Source organism: Megasphaera cerevisiae DSM 20462 (assembly GCF_001045675.1).
Classification (GTDB): Bacteria; Bacillota; Negativicutes; order Veillonellales; family Megasphaeraceae; genus Megasphaera; species Megasphaera cerevisiae.
Map to the genome: position 1 here is coordinate 1 of NZ_LEKT01000015.1, position 18,174 is coordinate 18,174.

General features: G+C 44.7%; 14 protein-coding genes and 1 riboswitch. All 14 genes read left to right on the forward strand.

Translation table 11 applies throughout. The annotated features are described in order from the left end of the window. Nucleotides 1-624 precede the first annotated feature (624 nt). The 14 genes from AB840_RS06025 to alaS all read left to right on the forward strand — a co-directional run bounded on the left by AB840_RS06025 (nt 625) and on the right by alaS (nt 18,141). Entirely contained in the window at nt 625-1,062 is a 438-nt protein-coding gene (locus tag AB840_RS06025) for a PaaI family thioesterase (RefSeq protein ID WP_234984801.1), read from the forward strand. Further along, nucleotides 1,052-1,501: a PaaI family thioesterase gene (locus AB840_RS06030; RefSeq protein WP_048513937.1), complete on the forward strand. Its 450-nt coding sequence runs from the start codon at nt 1,052-1,054 to the stop codon at nt 1,499-1,501. The genes AB840_RS06025 and AB840_RS06030 overlap by 11 nt, the downstream gene beginning before the upstream one ends. A gap of 41 nt (nt 1,502-1,542) precedes the next feature. Then, a complete protein-coding gene (locus AB840_RS06035) occupies nt 1,543-2,682 on the forward strand; it encodes an acyl-CoA dehydrogenase family protein (RefSeq protein ID WP_048513938.1) in 1,140 nt (379 codons plus the stop codon). Nucleotides 2,683-2,968: 286 nt separating this feature from the next. Next, nucleotides 2,969-3,994, forward strand: coding sequence for a phenylalanine--tRNA ligase subunit alpha (gene pheS, locus AB840_RS06040; RefSeq protein ID WP_048513939.1), 1,026 nt, complete (start codon nt 2,969-2,971; stop codon nt 3,992-3,994). Nucleotides 3,995-4,006: 12 nt separating this feature from the next. Then, complete coding sequence (gene pheT, locus AB840_RS06045; protein WP_048513940.1) at nt 4,007-6,433, forward strand: phenylalanine--tRNA ligase subunit beta; 2,427 nt, start codon at nt 4,007-4,009, stop codon at nt 6,431-6,433. Between the two features lie 216 nt (nt 6,434-6,649). Then, a complete protein-coding gene (tig, locus tag AB840_RS06050) occupies nt 6,650-8,008 on the forward strand; it encodes a trigger factor (RefSeq protein WP_048513941.1) in 1,359 nt (452 codons plus the stop codon). Nucleotides 8,009-8,025: 17 nt separating this feature from the next. Beyond that, nucleotides 8,026-8,625 (forward strand): ATP-dependent Clp endopeptidase proteolytic subunit ClpP, encoded by a 600-nt coding sequence (clpP, locus tag AB840_RS06055; protein ID WP_048513942.1) that lies wholly within the window; start codon nt 8,026-8,028, stop codon nt 8,623-8,625. 24 nt (nt 8,626-8,649) lie between these two features. Continuing rightward, a complete protein-coding gene (gene clpX, locus AB840_RS06060; protein ID WP_048513943.1) occupies nt 8,650-9,882 on the forward strand; it encodes an ATP-dependent Clp protease ATP-binding subunit ClpX in 1,233 nt (410 codons plus the stop codon). Nucleotides 9,883-9,954: 72 nt separating this feature from the next. Further along, nucleotides 9,955-12,270 (forward strand): endopeptidase La, encoded by a 2,316-nt coding sequence (gene lon / locus AB840_RS06065; protein WP_048513944.1) that lies wholly within the window; start codon nt 9,955-9,957, stop codon nt 12,268-12,270. After that, complete coding sequence (yihA, locus tag AB840_RS06070; protein WP_048513945.1) at nt 12,270-12,902, forward strand: ribosome biogenesis GTP-binding protein YihA/YsxC; 633 nt, start codon at nt 12,270-12,272, stop codon at nt 12,900-12,902. Before lon ends, yihA begins: the two co-directional genes overlap by 1 nt. 157 nt (nt 12,903-13,059) lie before the next feature. Continuing rightward, complete coding sequence (locus AB840_RS06075) at nt 13,060-13,395, forward strand: thioredoxin family protein (RefSeq protein ID WP_072061775.1); 336 nt, start codon at nt 13,060-13,062, stop codon at nt 13,393-13,395. Between the two features lie 101 nt (nt 13,396-13,496). After that, a complete protein-coding gene (locus AB840_RS06080; protein WP_072061778.1) occupies nt 13,497-14,423 on the forward strand; it encodes a glycosyltransferase family 2 protein in 927 nt (308 codons plus the stop codon). Nucleotides 14,424-14,434: 11 nt separating this feature from the next. Then, nucleotides 14,435-14,563: riboswitch (cyclic di-AMP (ydaO/yuaA leader) on the forward strand. Next, nucleotides 14,562-15,323 carry a C40 family peptidase gene (locus tag AB840_RS06085; protein WP_048513946.1) on the forward strand — a complete coding sequence of 254 codons (762 nt, stop codon included), beginning with the start codon at nt 14,562-14,564 and terminating at the stop codon, nt 15,321-15,323. Its footprint overlaps the riboswitch before it by 2 nt. Before the next feature lie 217 nt (nt 15,324-15,540). After that, complete coding sequence (gene alaS / locus AB840_RS06090) at nt 15,541-18,141, forward strand: alanine--tRNA ligase (RefSeq protein ID WP_171969695.1); 2,601 nt, start codon at nt 15,541-15,543, stop codon at nt 18,139-18,141. The last annotated feature ends 33 nt before the right edge of the window (nt 18,142-18,174 follow it).

Sequence of the window (18,174 nt, forward strand, 5' to 3'; positions counted from 1 at the left end):
CAAGGGGTTTACCGCTCCAGTCAGCCGCACTTTCCGTGGGACGATGAGACGAGTCATGCGGAAGATTCCCTTTCAAACGCATGTAGGGATTCATCACGGACGCATTTGCAATAATGGCCCGTCCAGCAGTGCCATAGGGAAGTTAGCTAACAGTTTCTCAACGCCTGCATTTTTATAAAAAAACGATGTCGATGAGGCTAGCTATTATCTAGGTCAATACATTCACCGAGAACTTCTTGACACATACCGTCTTTTGCCTTCCATTGACAAATAGATAAAATCTTACGTATAATAAGACGACATGTGCTGTGGTTGAAAGTCGATGCCAGTCGCAGGCAAAGCGATCCACGTAAGGGACTCAAAGCAGTTCTGATCATAGTGCGGCCTAGAAGTAAGTCCTGCCGCAAAAAGCGAGAGGAGCAGTAGTGGGGGATAGATATCCATGAGCGAACCTTCCAGCAGGCGAGTGTGGGGGTAAAAACCAGGTCAGACATGTCAAAAGCTGTGCCACGGCACAGCTTTTTTGACACGACGCAGCAGTAGGTTTTGTTTGACGTTTTTCAGCCTATATAGTAAAATGTAAGGGTATTTATATTCGGAAGCTTAAAGGAGTAGATACAGTCCATGAAAATGAATGTAGAGACCGTAGATAATGCAGTACAAAAAAATCCTTTTGACAATTATATGGGGTTTCGTGTACTGAAGGCCGATGAACAAAGTACAATCCTTGTCTTTCAGAACGAAGGCACTTCTTGGGATAATCCGAATGGGACAATGTACGGCGGCGTTTTGTATTCCATGGCTGATTCAACAATGGAAACTGCTTGTGCAGTTTGTGGAAAGGCTGTTCTCACCTTGGATTTATCTATGAATTATCTGCGACCGGCATTCTCAGATACAACAATTCGTGCTGAAGCAAAAGTCATTCATAATGGACATACAACGATGGTGGCGTTATGTGACTTTTATGATAATAAAGACAGATATCTGGCTCACGGCAAGGGTACTTTTTTCGTGACCGGGCCGTATCGGTTCGGTGATGGAGATGACAATGAATACTGAACGACACGCAGAAGCAAATAAGGAAGCTCTCAGAAATAGGCTTCAAAATATTTATGTAGGCGTGTACAAGAATACGCCTTACTTTAAAAACCTTCCTTGTGAGATCGAAGATATCGATGAAGGATGGGTTCGTTTAAGATTTGCAATCAAACCCCATTTGTGTAATTACCGGGGAATTGCTTCCGGTGGAGTGCTGGCTGCCTTTTGCGATACTTTGATGGGAATGGCGAGCCGGACGCTGGGATACCGGGTTACGACGCTGGAGATCAACATGAATTATATCCGGCGAATTGAACAAGATCACTATCTGACAGGAATCGGTCAGGTCGTCCATCAGGGAGGAAAGACAATTGTTGTCGAATGTGAATGTTTTGATGAATCAGGATGTATCGTTGTAAAAGGGCGGTCATCTTTTTATGTTTTAGGGAAGCTTGATTGACAGGCAGTTTATGATTTAATACGGAAGGTTGGTTAGTAGAGATGGACTTTGCTTATAACGACGAACAGCAGGAAATTATTAAGGTCGTTCGCGATTTAGTGGAAAAAGAAATTATTCCTTATGCGTCTGAAATGGATGAAAAGGGAAAACTTCATGACGGTTTGCTTGAAAAATTGGCGGCGCAGGGGCTTCTCGGTGTAGCTATTCCGGAAGAATACGGCGGAGCCGGGCTGGATGCTGCTACAATTGCGGCTATTTATGAAGAATTAGGAAAGGGTTGTGCCGGTGTGGCTACCACTGTAGCCGCAAATGCACTGGCATCGTATCCTGTGATTATCGCCGGCAATGATGATCAGAAAACAAGATATTTTGATATTATAAATCAGGATAAGCTGGCTGCCTTTGCGTTGACGGAACCCGGAACTGGTTCAGATGCCGGTTCCGTATCTACCCGAGCTCAAAAAACGGAAGATGGCAAGGGCTATGTCTTAAACGGTACTAAATGTTTTATCACAAACGGTGCACTTGCAGAAGTGTTCGTTGTGTTTGCCAATGCCCGTAAATCCGGGGGGGTTCGCGGCTTGACGGCTTTTATTGTTCGTAAAGGTGCGCAAGGTTTTACAATAGGCAAAGAAGAAAACAAAATGGGAATTCGAGCTTCTAATACGACGGAGCTTGTTTTCCAGGATTGCTATGTACCGATGGAAAATCGTCTTGGGCGTGAAGGCCAGGGCTTCCGTATTGCCATGAATACTCTTGATGCTGCCCGTCCCTTTGTAGGGGCCGTGTCAGTGGGCATTGCTGAAGCTGCGTTTCGGGCCTGCTGCGAATATGCCAAGGTACGGGTTCAGTTTGGTAAACCCATCGCTTCTTTCGAAATGGTCCAGGGAATGATTGCTGATATGGCAATGCAGATCGAAGGTGCTCGTCTTTTAGTGCAGCGGGCTTGCTGGATGAAAGATCAGGGCATGGAATTCAGCCGGGAAGCCGCTATTGCAAAGTGCAATGCGTCTGATGTGGCAATGAATGTCACGGTCAATGCCGTTCAGGTTATGGGCGGATATGGGTATATCAAAGAATATCCCGTCGAAAAATATATGCGTGATGCTAAAATTATGCAGATTTATGAAGGGACGAATCAAATTCAGCGATTGGTTATTGCAAATAAGACATTATACTGATACAATATATGTGAAACTTTTTTTGCAACAGAATAGAGTATAATGATGATGAAAAAGAGAGTACAAAACCTTTTTCCGGATACAGGGAGCATGAGCCGCCGATTGAGAGCCATGCACCGGCAGTCTTGTGCGTTCACTTTGGAGTTTTTTGCTGAATAGTAGGCAGAACGGGGGTTCCCGTTACAGGACATACGAGATATAATTAGGGTGGTACCGCGAAGTCAGACTTTCGCCCCTTCAGGGGCGGGAGTCTATTTTTATTTTGAACCAGAGGAGGAATACATTCATGATCAGTGATAAGATTGAGGCAATTAAATCAGCAGTGGATGAACAAATTGCGAAGAGTGAAGCGATCCAGGATGTGCAGGATATTCGTGTGAAGTATTTAGGGAAAAAAGGCGAATTGACATCTATTATGAAGGAATTGAAGAGTCTTTCCAAGGAAGATCGCCCTAAAGTAGGACAGCTTGTCAATACGGCTAGAGGTATTATTGAAGATCACCTGAAACGTAAAATGGAAGACTTGAAAGAATGCGCGCTGGAAAATAAAATCCAATCTGAAAAAATCGATATTACACTGCCGGGCAGAAAACCTGTTATGGGGCATGAACATCCGTTGCATCTGACAAGACGGCTGATGGAGCAATCCTTCTTGAATATGGGCTTTTCTATCGTAGAAGGTCCGGATATCGAATCAGATTATTATAATTTTCAATGTTTAAATTTGCCTGAAGATCATCCGGCCAGAGACATGCAGGATTCCATGTACGTGACAGATAATATTTTGCTGCGTACGCATACATCGCCTCTAGAAGCGCGTACGCTACAGTCGCATAAACCGAATGAACCGTTTAAAATTATCGCGCCTGGCAAGGTATATCGCTGCGATTATGATGCTACTCATTCCCCTATATTTCATCAGATGGAAGGGATGATTGTTGATAAGGGAATCCGGTTTTCTGATTTGAAGGGAATGCTGGAAGATTTCCTGCAGGATATTTTCGGGACGCAGACCAAGGTGCGTTTTCGTGCCAGCTATTTTCCTTTTACGGAACCGAGTGCCGAAGTCGATATTTCCTGTGTCATGTGCGGCGGTAAAGGCTGCCGTGTGTGCTCCCATACGGGGTGGCTGGAAATTCTGGGCTGCGGCATGACAAATCCCAACGTTCTGCGTATCAATGGATACGATCCCAATGAAGTCAGTGCTTTTGCTTTTGGCATGGGGGTAGAACGTATTGCCATGTTGAAATACGGTATTGACGACTTGCGTTTGTTTTATGAAAATGATATGCGGTTCTTGAATCAGTTTTAGGAGGTACGGATCATGAAAAGTTCTTTATTATGGATGCAGGAGTATGTAGATGTAGATATGACGCAGGACCTGCAGAAATTTGCTGATACGTTGACAACCGCCGGTATTCCTGTGGAACAGGTGGAATATTGGGGTGATGAAATAAAGAAGGTATATACCGGCAAAATTTTGAGCATTGCCAAGCATCCAGATGCGGATCATTTGGTGATTTGCCAGCTGGATATGGGCGACCATGAACTACAAATCGTTACGGGTGCTTCTAATGTGCGGGAAAACCAAATTGTTCCCGTGGCTGTTCATGGAGCGCACCTGCCGGGAGGCGTAAAAATCAAGAAATCAAAGCTTCGCGGCGTGGCATCTGACGGCATGCTCTGCTCTGCCCATGAACTGGGGTTTGATGATAGTGTTCTGCTGCCGGAGGAACGCAATGGCATATGGATTCTTCCCGGCAATACTCCTGTCGGCGTAGATGCCGTTGACTATCTTGAGCTCAGGGATGTCGTATATGAATATGAACTCACGCCGAATCGGGCTGACTGCTTCAGCATGGTCGGACTGAGCCGTGAATTTGCTGTATTGAGCGGTCGGCAGGCGGCATATCCGGATATTACGGTTGATGAATGCGAACAATCCATCAGCGGTAACGTGAAAATTTCCATTGAGGATGAGGAATTGTGCAGCCGCTATACGGCACGGTTTTTATGCAATGTGAAAGTTGGCAAATCACCGCTCTGGATGCAGCAGCGTCTGCGAAAGTCCGGCGTTCGTCCTATTAATAATGTCGTCGACGTGACGAATTATGTGATGGTTGAACTGGGGATTCCGCTGCATGCCTACGATTATGACAAAGTGGCAGATCATCATCTTATTGCCCGGCGTGCCCGGCGTGGTGAAAAGATTAAGACGCTGGATGGCACGGACCGGCAATTGACGGAACAGATGCTGGTTATTGCGGATGCGGAAAAGGTTTGCTGTGTTGCCGGCGTTATGGGTGGATTTACTTCGGAAGTAACGGAGAAAACGAAAACGGTTATTTTGGAATGCGCCTCTTTCAAGGGGTCTAGTATCCGCAGAACTGGGCGGGCACTAGGCTTGCGTTCGGAAGCTTCTGCTCGTTTTGAACGGGGTCTTGATGCGGAAAGCTGCATTCATTCACTGGATCGCTGTGCCCAGCTTTTGCAGCAAATGGGAGCTTGTGATGTAGCACAAGGGATTGTGGATGTGTATCCGCGGCCGCAAAAAACAACGAAAATTTCTTTTACGAGCCGGCAGATCAACGCGTTCCTCGGTACCGATATTTCAGAAGAACAAATGATTTCCATTTTGAAAACGCTTCGCTTTGGCATTGAACAAAAAGGAGATGCGATTACGGCAATTGTGCCGTCTTATCGTGGCGACTGCACAGAAATGCCGGATATTGCAGAAGAAGTTGCCCGCATTTTTGGCTATGAACATATTCCTTCTACCCATCCCTGGAGCAATATTACTAAGGGAGAGGAGGGCTATCATCATGCCGTCAGTGAAAAAATTTCGTCTGTTTTGAGCAGCAGTGGACTGAATGAAACCGTTACCTTTAGCTTTATGAATACGGATTCACTGAAAAAAATGCTGTTTCAGGACGGTGATGCCGTTTATGCGGCGGTGCCGATTTTAAATCCGATTACGGAGGAATTTCCCCTTATGCGGACGACGCTGCTGACATCTCTTATGGATGTCCTGGCTCGGAATCAGGCGGTAAAAAATCCCTCTGTAGCTATTTATGAAATAGCGCCGGTCTACAGACCCAAGGCCCTTCCAGTTACGGAACTGCCCGAAGAAGAACTTTGTGTTGCCGGACTGTTATACGGTCAGCGTACTGAGGCACAGTGGCCGGATAAAGCAGAAAATTACGACTTTTATGATATCAAGGGAATGGTAGAAGCCGTATTGAAAGGCTTGGGAATTCAGGCTGACCTGCAGGCTTCTGCGTGGGCGCCGCTGCATCCCGGCAAGGCGGCGGCCTTTGTCAAAGATAATAATGTTTTATGCCATTTTGGGGAGCTTCATCCGAAAGCTGTTGATAATTACGATGTTGTTGGCCCGGTATATGTGTTTGAGATGCACTTAAATGCTGTTTTGCCGTTAGTTAATTTTCTTCCGGATTATCATAAGGTGGCTAAATTTCCGGCAATCAGCCGTGATCTGGCGTTCTTGGCACCTGTCCAAACCGATAACGCCGATATTATTTCTGTTATACAGAAAGATGGCGGACCTTATCTGGAAGCGGTTCATCTTTTTGATATGTATCAAGGAAAACAAGTTCCTAAGGGTTTTAAAAGCCTGGCGTATTCCTTGGTGTTTCGTTCATCAGAGGGAACTCTGACTGAAGCGGATATTCAGAAGTCCATTGATGCTGTTATTGCAGAATTACAGACAACATTGAATTGCAATCTGAGATAAGATAATAATTAAACAGAAAAAACGACTTCTAAAGAGGTCGTTTTTTTTTAGCAAATGCCAGTGCGTCTCTTTTTATTTGGTGCGGGCCTAAAGTTTGTAAATGGAGAAGTGCATCTTTTTATTGTAAAATATGTAAATTTATGATATGATGTAGGGCGTAATATGGTATTTTAGAGATAATTTAGGGTTTATACCCATAAGGAGGACATACTTAGAATGAATGTAACTGTTAACGAAGTAGACCAGCATAAAATAACCCTGCACATCGAAGTACCGGTCAAGGAAGCGTCTAAAGCTTCTGCCGCTGCTTGCAAAAATCTTGCAGGACGCGTAAATATCCCGGGCTTCCGCAAAGGTAAGGCTCCGCGTATGGTGCTGGAAAGCTTCTTGGGCAAAGATGCTGTCAAACAGGAAGTTTTTGAAGCAATTGCTAATAAAGCATACAGTGATGCATTGAAAGAAAAAGACATTATCCCTGTCGCCGATCCAGATATTAAAGTAATCAGTGATGAAAAGGGCAAGGACGTTGTGTTTGAAGCAACGGTCATTAAAAAGCCGAAAGTAAAATTAGGCGAATATAAAGGCATCAAACTTGCTAAAGATGTTATTTCCGTAACTGATGAAGATGTATCAAAGGAATTGGCAAATCTTCAAAAACAGCATTCCAAACTCGTTATTGCGCCGGAAGGCACCGAAATTGCTAAGGATGATTTTGCGGTCATTGATTTTAACGGCAGTGTGGAGGGCGTTCCTTTTGAGGGCGGCGAGGGAAAATCCTATCCCCTTCAGATAGGATCAGGCAGCTTTATTCCGGGATTTGAAGACCAGATTATCGGTTGCAAGGCCGGGGATGAAAAAGATGTAAAAGTTACCTTCCCGGAAGATTATTTTGAAAAGAAGCTGGCTGGTAAAGAAGCTGTTTTTGCCGTTAAAATTAATGACGTAAAACGCAGTGAATTACCAGCAATTAATGACGAATTTGCCAAGGAAGCTGGAAAATTCGATACGATTGACGAATTAAAGGCTGATATCCGCAAGCGTCTGGAATCTAAAGCATCTTTCCAGGCTTTGGAAAAATTCAATTCCGAAGTACTGAAAACGGCTGTTAATGCTGCTGAAGTTGACATTCCGCAGATTATGGTCGATGATAAAATTGATCAGATGATTGAAGAACTTTCTATGAAATTGGAAACGCAGCGCATGAATCTTGACGATTATCTCAAGTATATGCATCAGGATATGGATAAGTTGAAGGAACAGTACATCGAACCTGCAAAGGAAAATGTTAAAATGGATCTTGTTCTGGAAGCTATTGCCAAAGCAGAAAATATTGAAGTTAAAGATATTGATCTTCAGGCAGAAATCATTACAATGGCACAGAACTTTGGTGCCGATCCCAAAGAAGTGTATAAGATTATTTTGAAAGAACATCGCGTTCCGATGTTGGTTCAGTCTGTTGGCCGCAAAAAAGCTGCAAGCTTTATCTTGAAAAATGCTGTCAATACAAATGAAGATACGAAGGGTGAAGAACCCAACGTTGAACAGGTAAAGGCTGAAGACAAACCGGAAGCGTAATCTCCGGAGGTGTTTATATGAGTATATATGTGCCTATGGTCGTTGAACAGACGACACAAGGTGAACGCAGCTATGATATTTATTCCCGTCTGCTCAAAGACCGTATCGTCTTTTTAGGCGGACCTATTGATGATACAACGGCCAATATTATTATTGCGCAGCTGTTATTTTTGGAAGCGGAAAACCCGGATAAGGATATCCATTTGTATATCAACAGCCCAGGCGGTGTTGTTACTGCCGGCATGGCTATTTATGATACGATGCAGTATATTAAGCCTGATGTATCGACAATTTGTGTCGGCTCGGCGGCCAGCATGGCTTCGGTTTTGCTGACGGCAGGTGCCAAGGGAAAACGGTTTGCGCTGCCCCATTCGCAGGTAATGATTCACCAGCCTTTGGGAGGCGTTCAGGGGCAGGCCACGGAAATAGAAATTCATGCCAAAGAAATTTTGCGTATGCGTAAAGAGCTGAACGGACTGTTGTCCAAGCATACGGGCCAGCCTATTGAAGTCATCCAGAAGGATACAGACCGGGATAATTTTATGACGGCCGAAGACGCAAAGGCGTACGGTCTTGTTGATGAAATCCTCGTCCGTCCTCATGAAGAAGCGAAATAACAGGCAGCACAGGAGGAAGACGCAGTGAAAGATAAGAATGATGAACCAAGATGCAGTTTCTGCGGACGTCCGCAGAATGAAGTGCAGAAACTGATAGCCGGTCCGGGCGTGTATATTTGTGACGAATGTGTTACTGTGGCCCAGCATATTCTGGAAGAGGAAAATAGTGAAGGTTCTTCTGATTTTCAGCTGAAGGATCTGCCGACGCCCCAGCAAATTAAAAAGACGCTGGATGAATACGTTATTGGACAGGAAGCGGCAAAGAAAACTCTTTCTGTTGCTGTGTATAACCATTATAAGCGTCTTCAGACCAACAGTATTTCAGATGACGTGGAGCTGCAGAAATCTAATATTATTATGGTTGGCCCGACCGGCAGTGGTAAAACGCTGCTGGCTCAGACACTGGCCAGACTTCTTGACGTGCCTTTTGCTATTGCAGATGCGACAAGTCTTACTGAAGCCGGATACGTAGGGGAAGATGTGGAAAATTGTCTTCTCAAATTGATTCAGGCTGCAGATTATGATATCGCAAAGGCGGAACGGGGCATTATTTATATTGATGAAATCGACAAAATAGCCCGCAAATCGGAAAATCCGTCCATTACGAGAGACGTTTCCGGCGAGGGGGTGCAGCAGGCGCTGTTGAAGATTCTTGAAGGCACCGTTGCAGGTGTTCCGCCGCAAGGTGGGCGCAAGCATCCGCATCAGGAAATGCTGCAGATTGATACGACCAATATCCTCTTTATTTGCGGCGGCGCGTTTGATGGCATCGATAAGACGATTCTGAATCGTACGATTGATAAGAATATGGGCTTTGGGGCTGAAATTCAGTCCAAGACGGAACGATCAATGGAAATGCTGTTCAAGGAAATTATTCCGACAGATTTGCAGAAATTTGGCCTTATTCCGGAATTGATCGGACGTCTTCCCGTATTGGTAACTTTGAATCCGCTGGATGAAGAAGCCATGGTGCATATTCTGACAGAACCGAAAAATGCGTTGGTCAAGCAGTATCAAAAAATGCTTGACATGGATGACGTAGAACTGACGTTTACTCCAGAGGCGCTTCAGGCAATCGCTAAAGAAGCGCTGCGGCGGAATACGGGGGCACGCGGTCTTCGTTCTATTATTGAACGCATCATGCTCAATGTTATGTTTGATGTTCCCAGCCGTAAGGATGTAAAAAAGTGTATTGTTACTGATGACTGTGTCTTGAATGGCAAAGAGCCTGAGATTGTATTAAAACAGGAAAATTGATGATATAAATTAATAAAACTCATTTCTCGTAATTAGAAATGAGTTTTATTTTTACTAAAGAAGGTGAAACGTATGGATGAAAATTCAATTATTTCAATGCCCTTTATTCCGTTGCGAGGTATTGTTGTATATCCTAATTTATTGAGCCATATTGATGTGGGGCGCGAAAAATCATTGGCAGCTATTGATTACGCCATGGAACATGACCGTTTTCTTATCGTATCCGCTCAAATTGATGAAAATGAGGATGAGCCCGGATTTGATGATGTATATCAAACAGGGACGCTTGTCAAAATTCAACAGCTCTTGCGGCTGCCCGGCGGGCTGGTTCGTGTTCTTGTTGATGGTATTTCACGCGTTCAGATGCAGGGCTTTTCTGAAAAAAAAGATTATTTAGAGGTAGCGGCAGTTAAACTGGACGATATTAGTACGGACAGCAAAAAAGAAGAAGCCCTGCGCAGGCTTATCTTCAAAAGAGCTTCTGAATGGCTGGAAACGATGCGCAATAATGAAGAGGTGCTGGAAAAAGCGCGGTCTATTGATACTCCGGGGGTATTGGCAGATTTTGTTGTGTCGCAGCTGCCGCTGCGGCTGATTATTCGGCAGCAGATTTTGGAAATGACGGAACTAATGGGTCGGCTTCATCGTGTGGCGGCCCTTTTGGATACGGAAGTGGAAATTGCGAATCTGGAATCAGAACTCAATATAGAAGTTCGGGGCAAGATGGACCAGCAGCAAAAAGAATATTATCTTCGTGAAAAAATTAAGGCCATTCATCATGAATTGGGAGATAAAATAGATAAAGATACGGAAGTTGAAGAACTACGGCAGAAAATTCTTAAAATGAAGCTTGCTAAATCAACAGAAGCATCTCTTTTGAAAGAAGTCGACCGTTTGGATTCTATGCCTCCTATGATGGCTGAATCAGCTATTATTCGGACGTATTTGGATTGGGCGATGGCGCTTCCATGGAAAAAAGAAACAAAAGACCGCTTGAATTTAGCAGAGGCACAGCGTGTTCTCGATGAAGATCATTATGGGCTGGAAAAAGTAAAAGAACGAATTGTTGAATATCTGGCAGTCAAACAGCTGACGAAGCAGCTAAAGGGGCCTATTCTGTGTTTTGTCGGCCCCCCGGGAACGGGTAAGACAAGTATTGCCCGCTCTATTGCCAGAGCGATGAATCGGAAATATGTGCGTATTTCATTAGGCGGCGTTCGTGACGAGGCGGAGATCAGAGGGCATCGCCGGACTTATATTGGGGCGCTGCCGGGACGTATCATATCGGGGATGAAACAGGCTGGTGTGAAAAATCCTGTATTTCTTCTGGATGAAGTGGATAAAATGACATCCGATATGAGGGGAGATCCTTCATCTGCGCTGTTGGAAGTACTGGATCCGGAACAAAATAATTCATTCAGCGATCATTTTATTGAAATTCCGTTTGACTTGTCCAAGGTTTTTTGGATTACTACCGCAAATGTGATCAGCGATATTCCACGCCCTTTGCTGGATAGAATGGAAATCATTGACTTTACCAGCTATACGGAAGAAGAAAAGGTGCAGATTGCTAAACGCTATCTTGTACCGAAGCAAATTAAAGAAAACGGTATTAAAATCAATCAGGCAAAATTTTCTGATACTGTCCTTCGTCATATTATTCAAGGATATACCCGCGAATCAGGTGTTCGTACTCTGGAAAAGACTATTGGGACGGTTTGCCGTAAAATTGGCAAGTCTATTCTTCTTCAGGCAGATAAACCCATTACGGTTTCTGTCAAAAATTTGGAAACCTTACTGGGACCTATTAAATTTTTGCCGTCAAAAATTAATAAGGATGATGAGGTCGGAATCGTTACAGGTCTGGCATGGACACAGGTAGGCGGCGAGGTTTTGGAAACGGAGGCAGTAGCCGTTAAAGGCAAAGGGAATCTGCTGCTGACCGGGCAGCTTGGCGATGTTATGAAGGAATCGGCAGAGGCTGGCATGACATATATCCGACGCCGTGCAGATGTTTTAGGGCTTCCCGATGACTTTTATTCCCAATTGGATATGCATATTCATCTTCCTGAAGGGGCTATTCCCAAAGATGGTCCGTCTGCCGGTATTACGATGGCGACGGCTTTAGCCTCGGCGCTGACCGGTAAGGCTGTGCGGCATGATGTGGCTATGACCGGCGAAATCACGCTGCGCGGCATCGTGCTGCCTGTAGGGGGCATTAAAGAAAAGGTCATTGCAGCACATCGGGCGGGGATTAAAAAAATTCTTCTGCCGGAGGAAAATAAGCGGGACATGGCAGATGTGCCGCAATCTGTCAAAGATAGTGTGACCTTTGTCTTTGTGCATGATATGGATGAAGTACTGGAACAGGCACTGGTGAAGCTCTGATGACCCGTGACTTACAGATTATTAATCCTAAGTATGTCGCATCTGCCGTACGAAAGGATCAGTATCCGGAACTTTCTTTGCCGGAGATCGCTTTTTTAGGACGGTCCAATGTAGGAAAGTCAAGCCTGATCAATTCACTATGCAATCAGCGAGGTTTGGCCCGGGTGAGCGGTGAACCGGGAAAAACGCAGACTATCAATTTCTTCAGCGCAGAGATCAGAGAAAAGGATCATGATGAAGTAATGCGCACCCCCTTGTGTCTGGTTGATCTTCCCGGTTACGGCTTTGCTCGTGCCGGTGGAAAAAAAAGGCAGATGTGGAGCAGCTTTATCAGCGAATATATTACCAGCTCGCCTCGTTTGCGGATGTTATGCCTGCTTATTGATCTGCGTCATCCCGGTCTTGCTATCGATGGGCAGGCTTATGATTGGCTGGCTGCCAGCGGCGTCCATTTACAGATTATCGGTACAAAGTCGGATAAATTGAAATCAAATGAAAAAAAGAAAAATCTTGCGATATTAGATGCAATGTTTCCGGCAGACAGCAGCGCTGTTGCTTACTCTGCACTTAAAAAAGAGGGACGGGAAGTCCTTTTGGAACGATTTATCAATACTATTGCAGATGCAGAATAGAGGTTTTTCTGTCCGGTATTCTCTGGGAATGCCGGATTTTTTTTTAGAGGTCAGTGCCAAGTAATTCTATTCCTTTAAAAATACTGGAAAGTTGATGGTGTTTTTGTTATAATAAATTTGATTATAAAGAGGCGGTTACAGGAGGAAGGGCGTAACGATGACACTCATTTCAGTAGAAAATGATGCTGATTTTTCACTTCAGGTAATGCATAAAACCGGAATCGTCATGGTTTATTTTTGGGCACCATGGTGTGAACCATGCAAAATGATCCGTTCAGAAATTCAAAATGCCGCGCAACGTTTTGAAGGTAAGGTAAGCATTGTCAATGTAAACGTGGATACTGCTAAATCAATTGCCGAAACGTATGAAATTATGGCAGTGCCTACTCTGCTTTTTTTTGAAGATGGTCAGCCGATCAAGCGAATTATCGGATATGCTTCGCAGGGTGAAATCGAAAGCTTTTTGGCGGCGTTAATGGATTGTAATACGTAAACCAGAAATGTAAGGCAGCTATGCAACCGGCTTTTTTTGACAGTAAAAACGTAGGGATGGTATAATAAACAGTGGAACGATTTGATTTGAAAGACCAAAAAATGTTGTCTGTTGTTGTTCCTGTGTATAATGAACAGCTGAATATTGAAAAATTTTATGAAGAAGTAACCAGGGCGATACAGTCAATTAACATGAACTATGAAATTATTTTTGTGGATGATGGATCCAGAGATTCAACACCGTTGTTGCTGAGCCGTCTGACACAGCAGGATGATCATGTGCGGGCGTTTATTTTAGCTCGTAATTTCGGGCACCAGCTGGCAATTACCTGTGGCATGGATCATGCCGCAGGGGATGCGGTCATTACCATGGATGGTGATTTACAGCATCCGCCGGTGATGATTCCGGATTTAGTGCAGAAATGGCGGGAAGGCTATGATGTTGTGCAAACAGTACGCCAAGCGACAGATGATGCAGATTTTTTTAAGAAAACAACGTCTAAGTGGTATTATAAGCTGCTGAATGCTGTTTCGCCGGTTCACATTACTCCCGGAGGATCTGATTTCCGGTTAGTGGATAAACGAGTAATGGAAACGTTTAAATTATTCCGTGAACATGACCGGTTTATTCGCGGAATGATCGGAGGTATTGGATATAAGCAGACTTCTATTTCTTTTATTGCCCCTAAGCGATTTGCCGGCCAATCAAAATTTTCTGTCCGTAAGATGATGCATTTTGCCTTAGATGGCATTACTGCATACTCTAAAATCCCGTTGCGTATTTCTTTTTATGTCGGTATGGTGAGCGGTTTTTTCAGCGTTCTTATGATATTGCACGTTTTATACTGTGATTTCATGGGTGAGGCGACACCCGGCTGGACAACGACGATGGTCGTTGTTTGCCTTTTAGGCGGGCTGCAGCTTATTTTTATCGGTGTTATAGGAGAATACATTGGACGCATATTCGAAGAGGTAAAACAGCGTCCGCTATATTGGCTGCGGGCAGAGCTTGGTAAAAATAAAAAATGAAGAAAGCACACAGAAAAGAAAAGTCGAATCCTTGTAAAGGGTACGGGGGATCCAATCTTTTGGGGTGAATCCAATGTATTTGGAAGGCTGTCTTCAGCCTAACCCGTCAGTTAACCTCGGAGACAGAGAGGAGCTTTTATGTGGAAACAAGTAGGCAGAGTTTTTTTAGTGGCAGTCGTATTGCTGATGACGGTGGTTCCTGTCGGTGCTGCCTCTGCGTATTATACGGTGGGGAGCAAGGGAGATGAGGTGCTGCTCATTCAGCAGCAGCTCCGCAAGTTGGGCTATAATGTCAAGGCTAATGGTATGTTTTCCAAGGATACAGCCAAGACTGTATCTAAATTTCAGGCTGACAAGAAAATTCAGGTAAGCGGTAACGTAGGTGGCTGGACGTATTATCTTCTGACAGGAAAACGGAATCTTTTACCGAAGGATACTCCTAAAAAAGACAGTCGGCAAAGTCTGGATAATCGGTATACCGATAATTCTCTTTCGGCAAGATATACCAAAGTGAAACAATTTGATGGTAACGACCGTATTGGTAATAACTTGGTATCTTCTGCATATCGTTTTTTGGGAGTACCTTATGTGTTTGGCGGCAATACCCCTGACGGGTTTGATTGTTCTGGTTTTACCAAATATGTATTTTCCCATAACGGTATTAAATTACCACGTATGGCAGATGAACAGTACCGAATCGGAAATAATGTGTCGCGTAGGGAACTTATACCGGGAGATTTGGTCTTTTTTACTACGTATGAACCAGGCGTATCCCATACAGGAATTTATGTGGGTGATGGCAATTTTATCAGTGCGACAACCAGCAGCGGTATTCGAGTAGACAGCCTGAACAGCGGATATTGGTCTTCTCACTACGTTGGTGCTAAAAGAGTCAGGTAAGCATAGCGCGTTGTGGCTAGTGAGCAGTGGTCAGTAATGTCTGTTTTTACAAAACGGCAGATGACTGTCCGGTTCTTGCTAGCCATTCCTTATGAAATAAAATTTCGTAAGGAATGAGGGAAAAGCATAGGTCAAAAGGTTGCCCAACAAGGCCTGAAGAGCGTATAATTTTCCCAGAATGCGAAAGAAATTTAGAGGGAGTGTTATGATGAAGTATATGACGGGTAATGAAATTCGCAAAGCGTATTTGCAATTTTTCAAAAGCAAGGAACATTTGATTTTGCACAGTTTTCCCTTGATCCCCCAAAACGATCCGAGTCTTTTGCTTATTGGTGCCGGAATGGCACCACTGAAGCCTTATTTTACGGGTAAGCTTGTGCCGCCGTCATATCGTGTGACAACAAGCCAAAAGTGTATTCGTACCGGTGATATTGACAATGTCGGACGTACTGCGCGTCATCATACATTCTTTGAAATGCTGGGAAATTTTTCCTTTGGAGATTATTTTAAAAAAGAAGCTATTTCCTGGGCTTGGGAATTTTTGACGAAGGTTTTGGAACTTGATCCGGATAAGCTATATGTTACGATTTATCCCGATGACACGGAAGCATATGAGTATTGGCATACTATGATTGGACTGGCTGATGAACGCATTTTCAAATTTGAAGATAATTTTTGGGAAATAGGAGAAGGCCCCTGCGGGCCGGACAGTGAAATATTTTATGATTTGGGAGCAGAACGAGGTTGTGGTGAACCGACTTGTACTGTTGGCTGTGACTGTGACCGGTATCTTGAAATATGGAATCTTGTCTTTACACAGTTTAATCGTACAAAAGATGGTAAATATACGCCGTTAGCTAAGAAAAATATTGATACGGGCGCTGGGTTGGAACGATTGGCCTCCGTGATTCAACAAAAAGAGTCCAACTTTGAGACTGATTTGATTTTCCCGATTATTGAGCAGGTTCTTTTGCTCTGTCGGGGAGATTATGCGGATCCGCAGCAGAAGGTAGCTACCAAGGTTATTGCAGACCATATCCGGGCTATTACGGTAATGATCAGCGACGGTATTCTGCCGTCTAATGAGGGCCGGGGATATGTACTGCGCCGTATTTTGCGGCGTGCCGTACGTTTCGGACGATTGCTGGGGATTGAAGGTCTTTTTTTGAGCAGTCTTGTCGATACGGTTATTTCCATTTTAGGAGAAGCCTATCCAGAGCTTCACGAACACGAGGATTTGATTAAAAAAGTCATTGATACGGAGGAAAAGCAATTTGGAGCAACCTTGATCCAAGGGATAGAATTATTAGATGAAATGATAGCGGCGGCAGGATCAGCTAAGGCATTGTCTGGAAAGGATGTATTCAAGCTATATGATACATTCGGGTTTCCTGTCGAGCTGACTGAAGAAATTGCCGGAGAAAAGGGCATAACCATAGATAAAACGGAATTTGAAACGGCTATGAAGAAACAGCAGGACCGGGCCCGTGCAGCACGAGCAGATGTATCGGCTAAGGTGGTTACGCCGGATACGACAGGGCTGGAGCAGTCTAAGCTGGTCAATGATCCGGCGGCTGTTAACGCGACTGTGGCCATGTTGGGAAAAGACGGTGCGGAAATCAGGGAGGCCCATGACGGAGAGACGATTACGGTTATACTTGATATCAATCCATTTCATCCTGAAGGCGGCGGTCAGCTGGGAGATACAGGCATTCTGACTGGCTCTGAGGGCAAGGCAGCGGTTACCGATGCCAAAGTATTGCCAAACGGTCTTGTTTATCTGATTGCTACAATTACGGAAGGTGTTATACACACGGGAGATGTGTTGGGTATAGCTGTTGATAAAGAACGCAATCTGGCATTAGCCCGTAATCATACGGCGACGCATTTACTGCAGGCCGCGCTCCGCAAGGTACTGGGGAACCATGTTAATCAGGCGGGATCTCTTGTCACACCCGACCGGCTCCGATTTGATTTTACGCATTTTTCACCGGTTACGCGAGATGAATTGGAACATGTGGAACAGCTGGTTAATGCTGAAATCCTTAAAAACATTCCGGTGACAATTGAGGAAATGTCAATTGATGAGGCCAGAAAAAAGGGAGCGATGGCTCTTTTTGGCGAAAAATACGGTGATGTAGTGCGCGTTGTGTCTGTGAATTCGTTCAGTTGTGAACTCTGCGGCGGCTCTCATGTCAATACGACAGCGGTGATCGGCACCTTCCGAATTCTTTCGGAAACGGGGACGGGAACCGGTGTGCGCCGTATTGAAGCGGTAACCGGAGCAGCAGCACTGCAGCAGGCCTGTCAAGACGCAGCCGCGTTATTGCGGACAGCGGCTATGCTTAAAACTAAGGTAGAAGATGTGCCAGAAAAAGTCCAAATTGTATTGGCCCAGCTGAAAGACGCGGAAAAGGAACTGCAGCAGTTGAAGAAGGCAGCATCCTTGTCGGATATGGATATGATTTTAGCATCGCAGGAAAATATCGGCGGCGTACCTGTCGTCGCGGCATCAGCCCAGACCGACTCAATGGATGGCCTGCGCGAATTGGCAGATGCTGTCATGGATAAAGTAGGCGGTGGCGTTATTCTTTTGGGAACGGCAACAGGAGATAAAGTTCATTTTGTTTGCAAGGTTGCCAAGGCGGATACAAAAAAAGGACTTCATGCCGGAAAAATTATTAAGGCGGCAGCCCAGGCTGCCGGCGGCAATGGTGGCGGACGTCCGGACATGGCGCAGGCCGGCGGGAAAGACCCCGGGAAACTGCCAGATGCTCTGGAAGCCGGTAAACACGCGGTTTGTGAATTATTAGGATAAATTAACTCTTTTTGACCAGCAGGTCTTATCAAA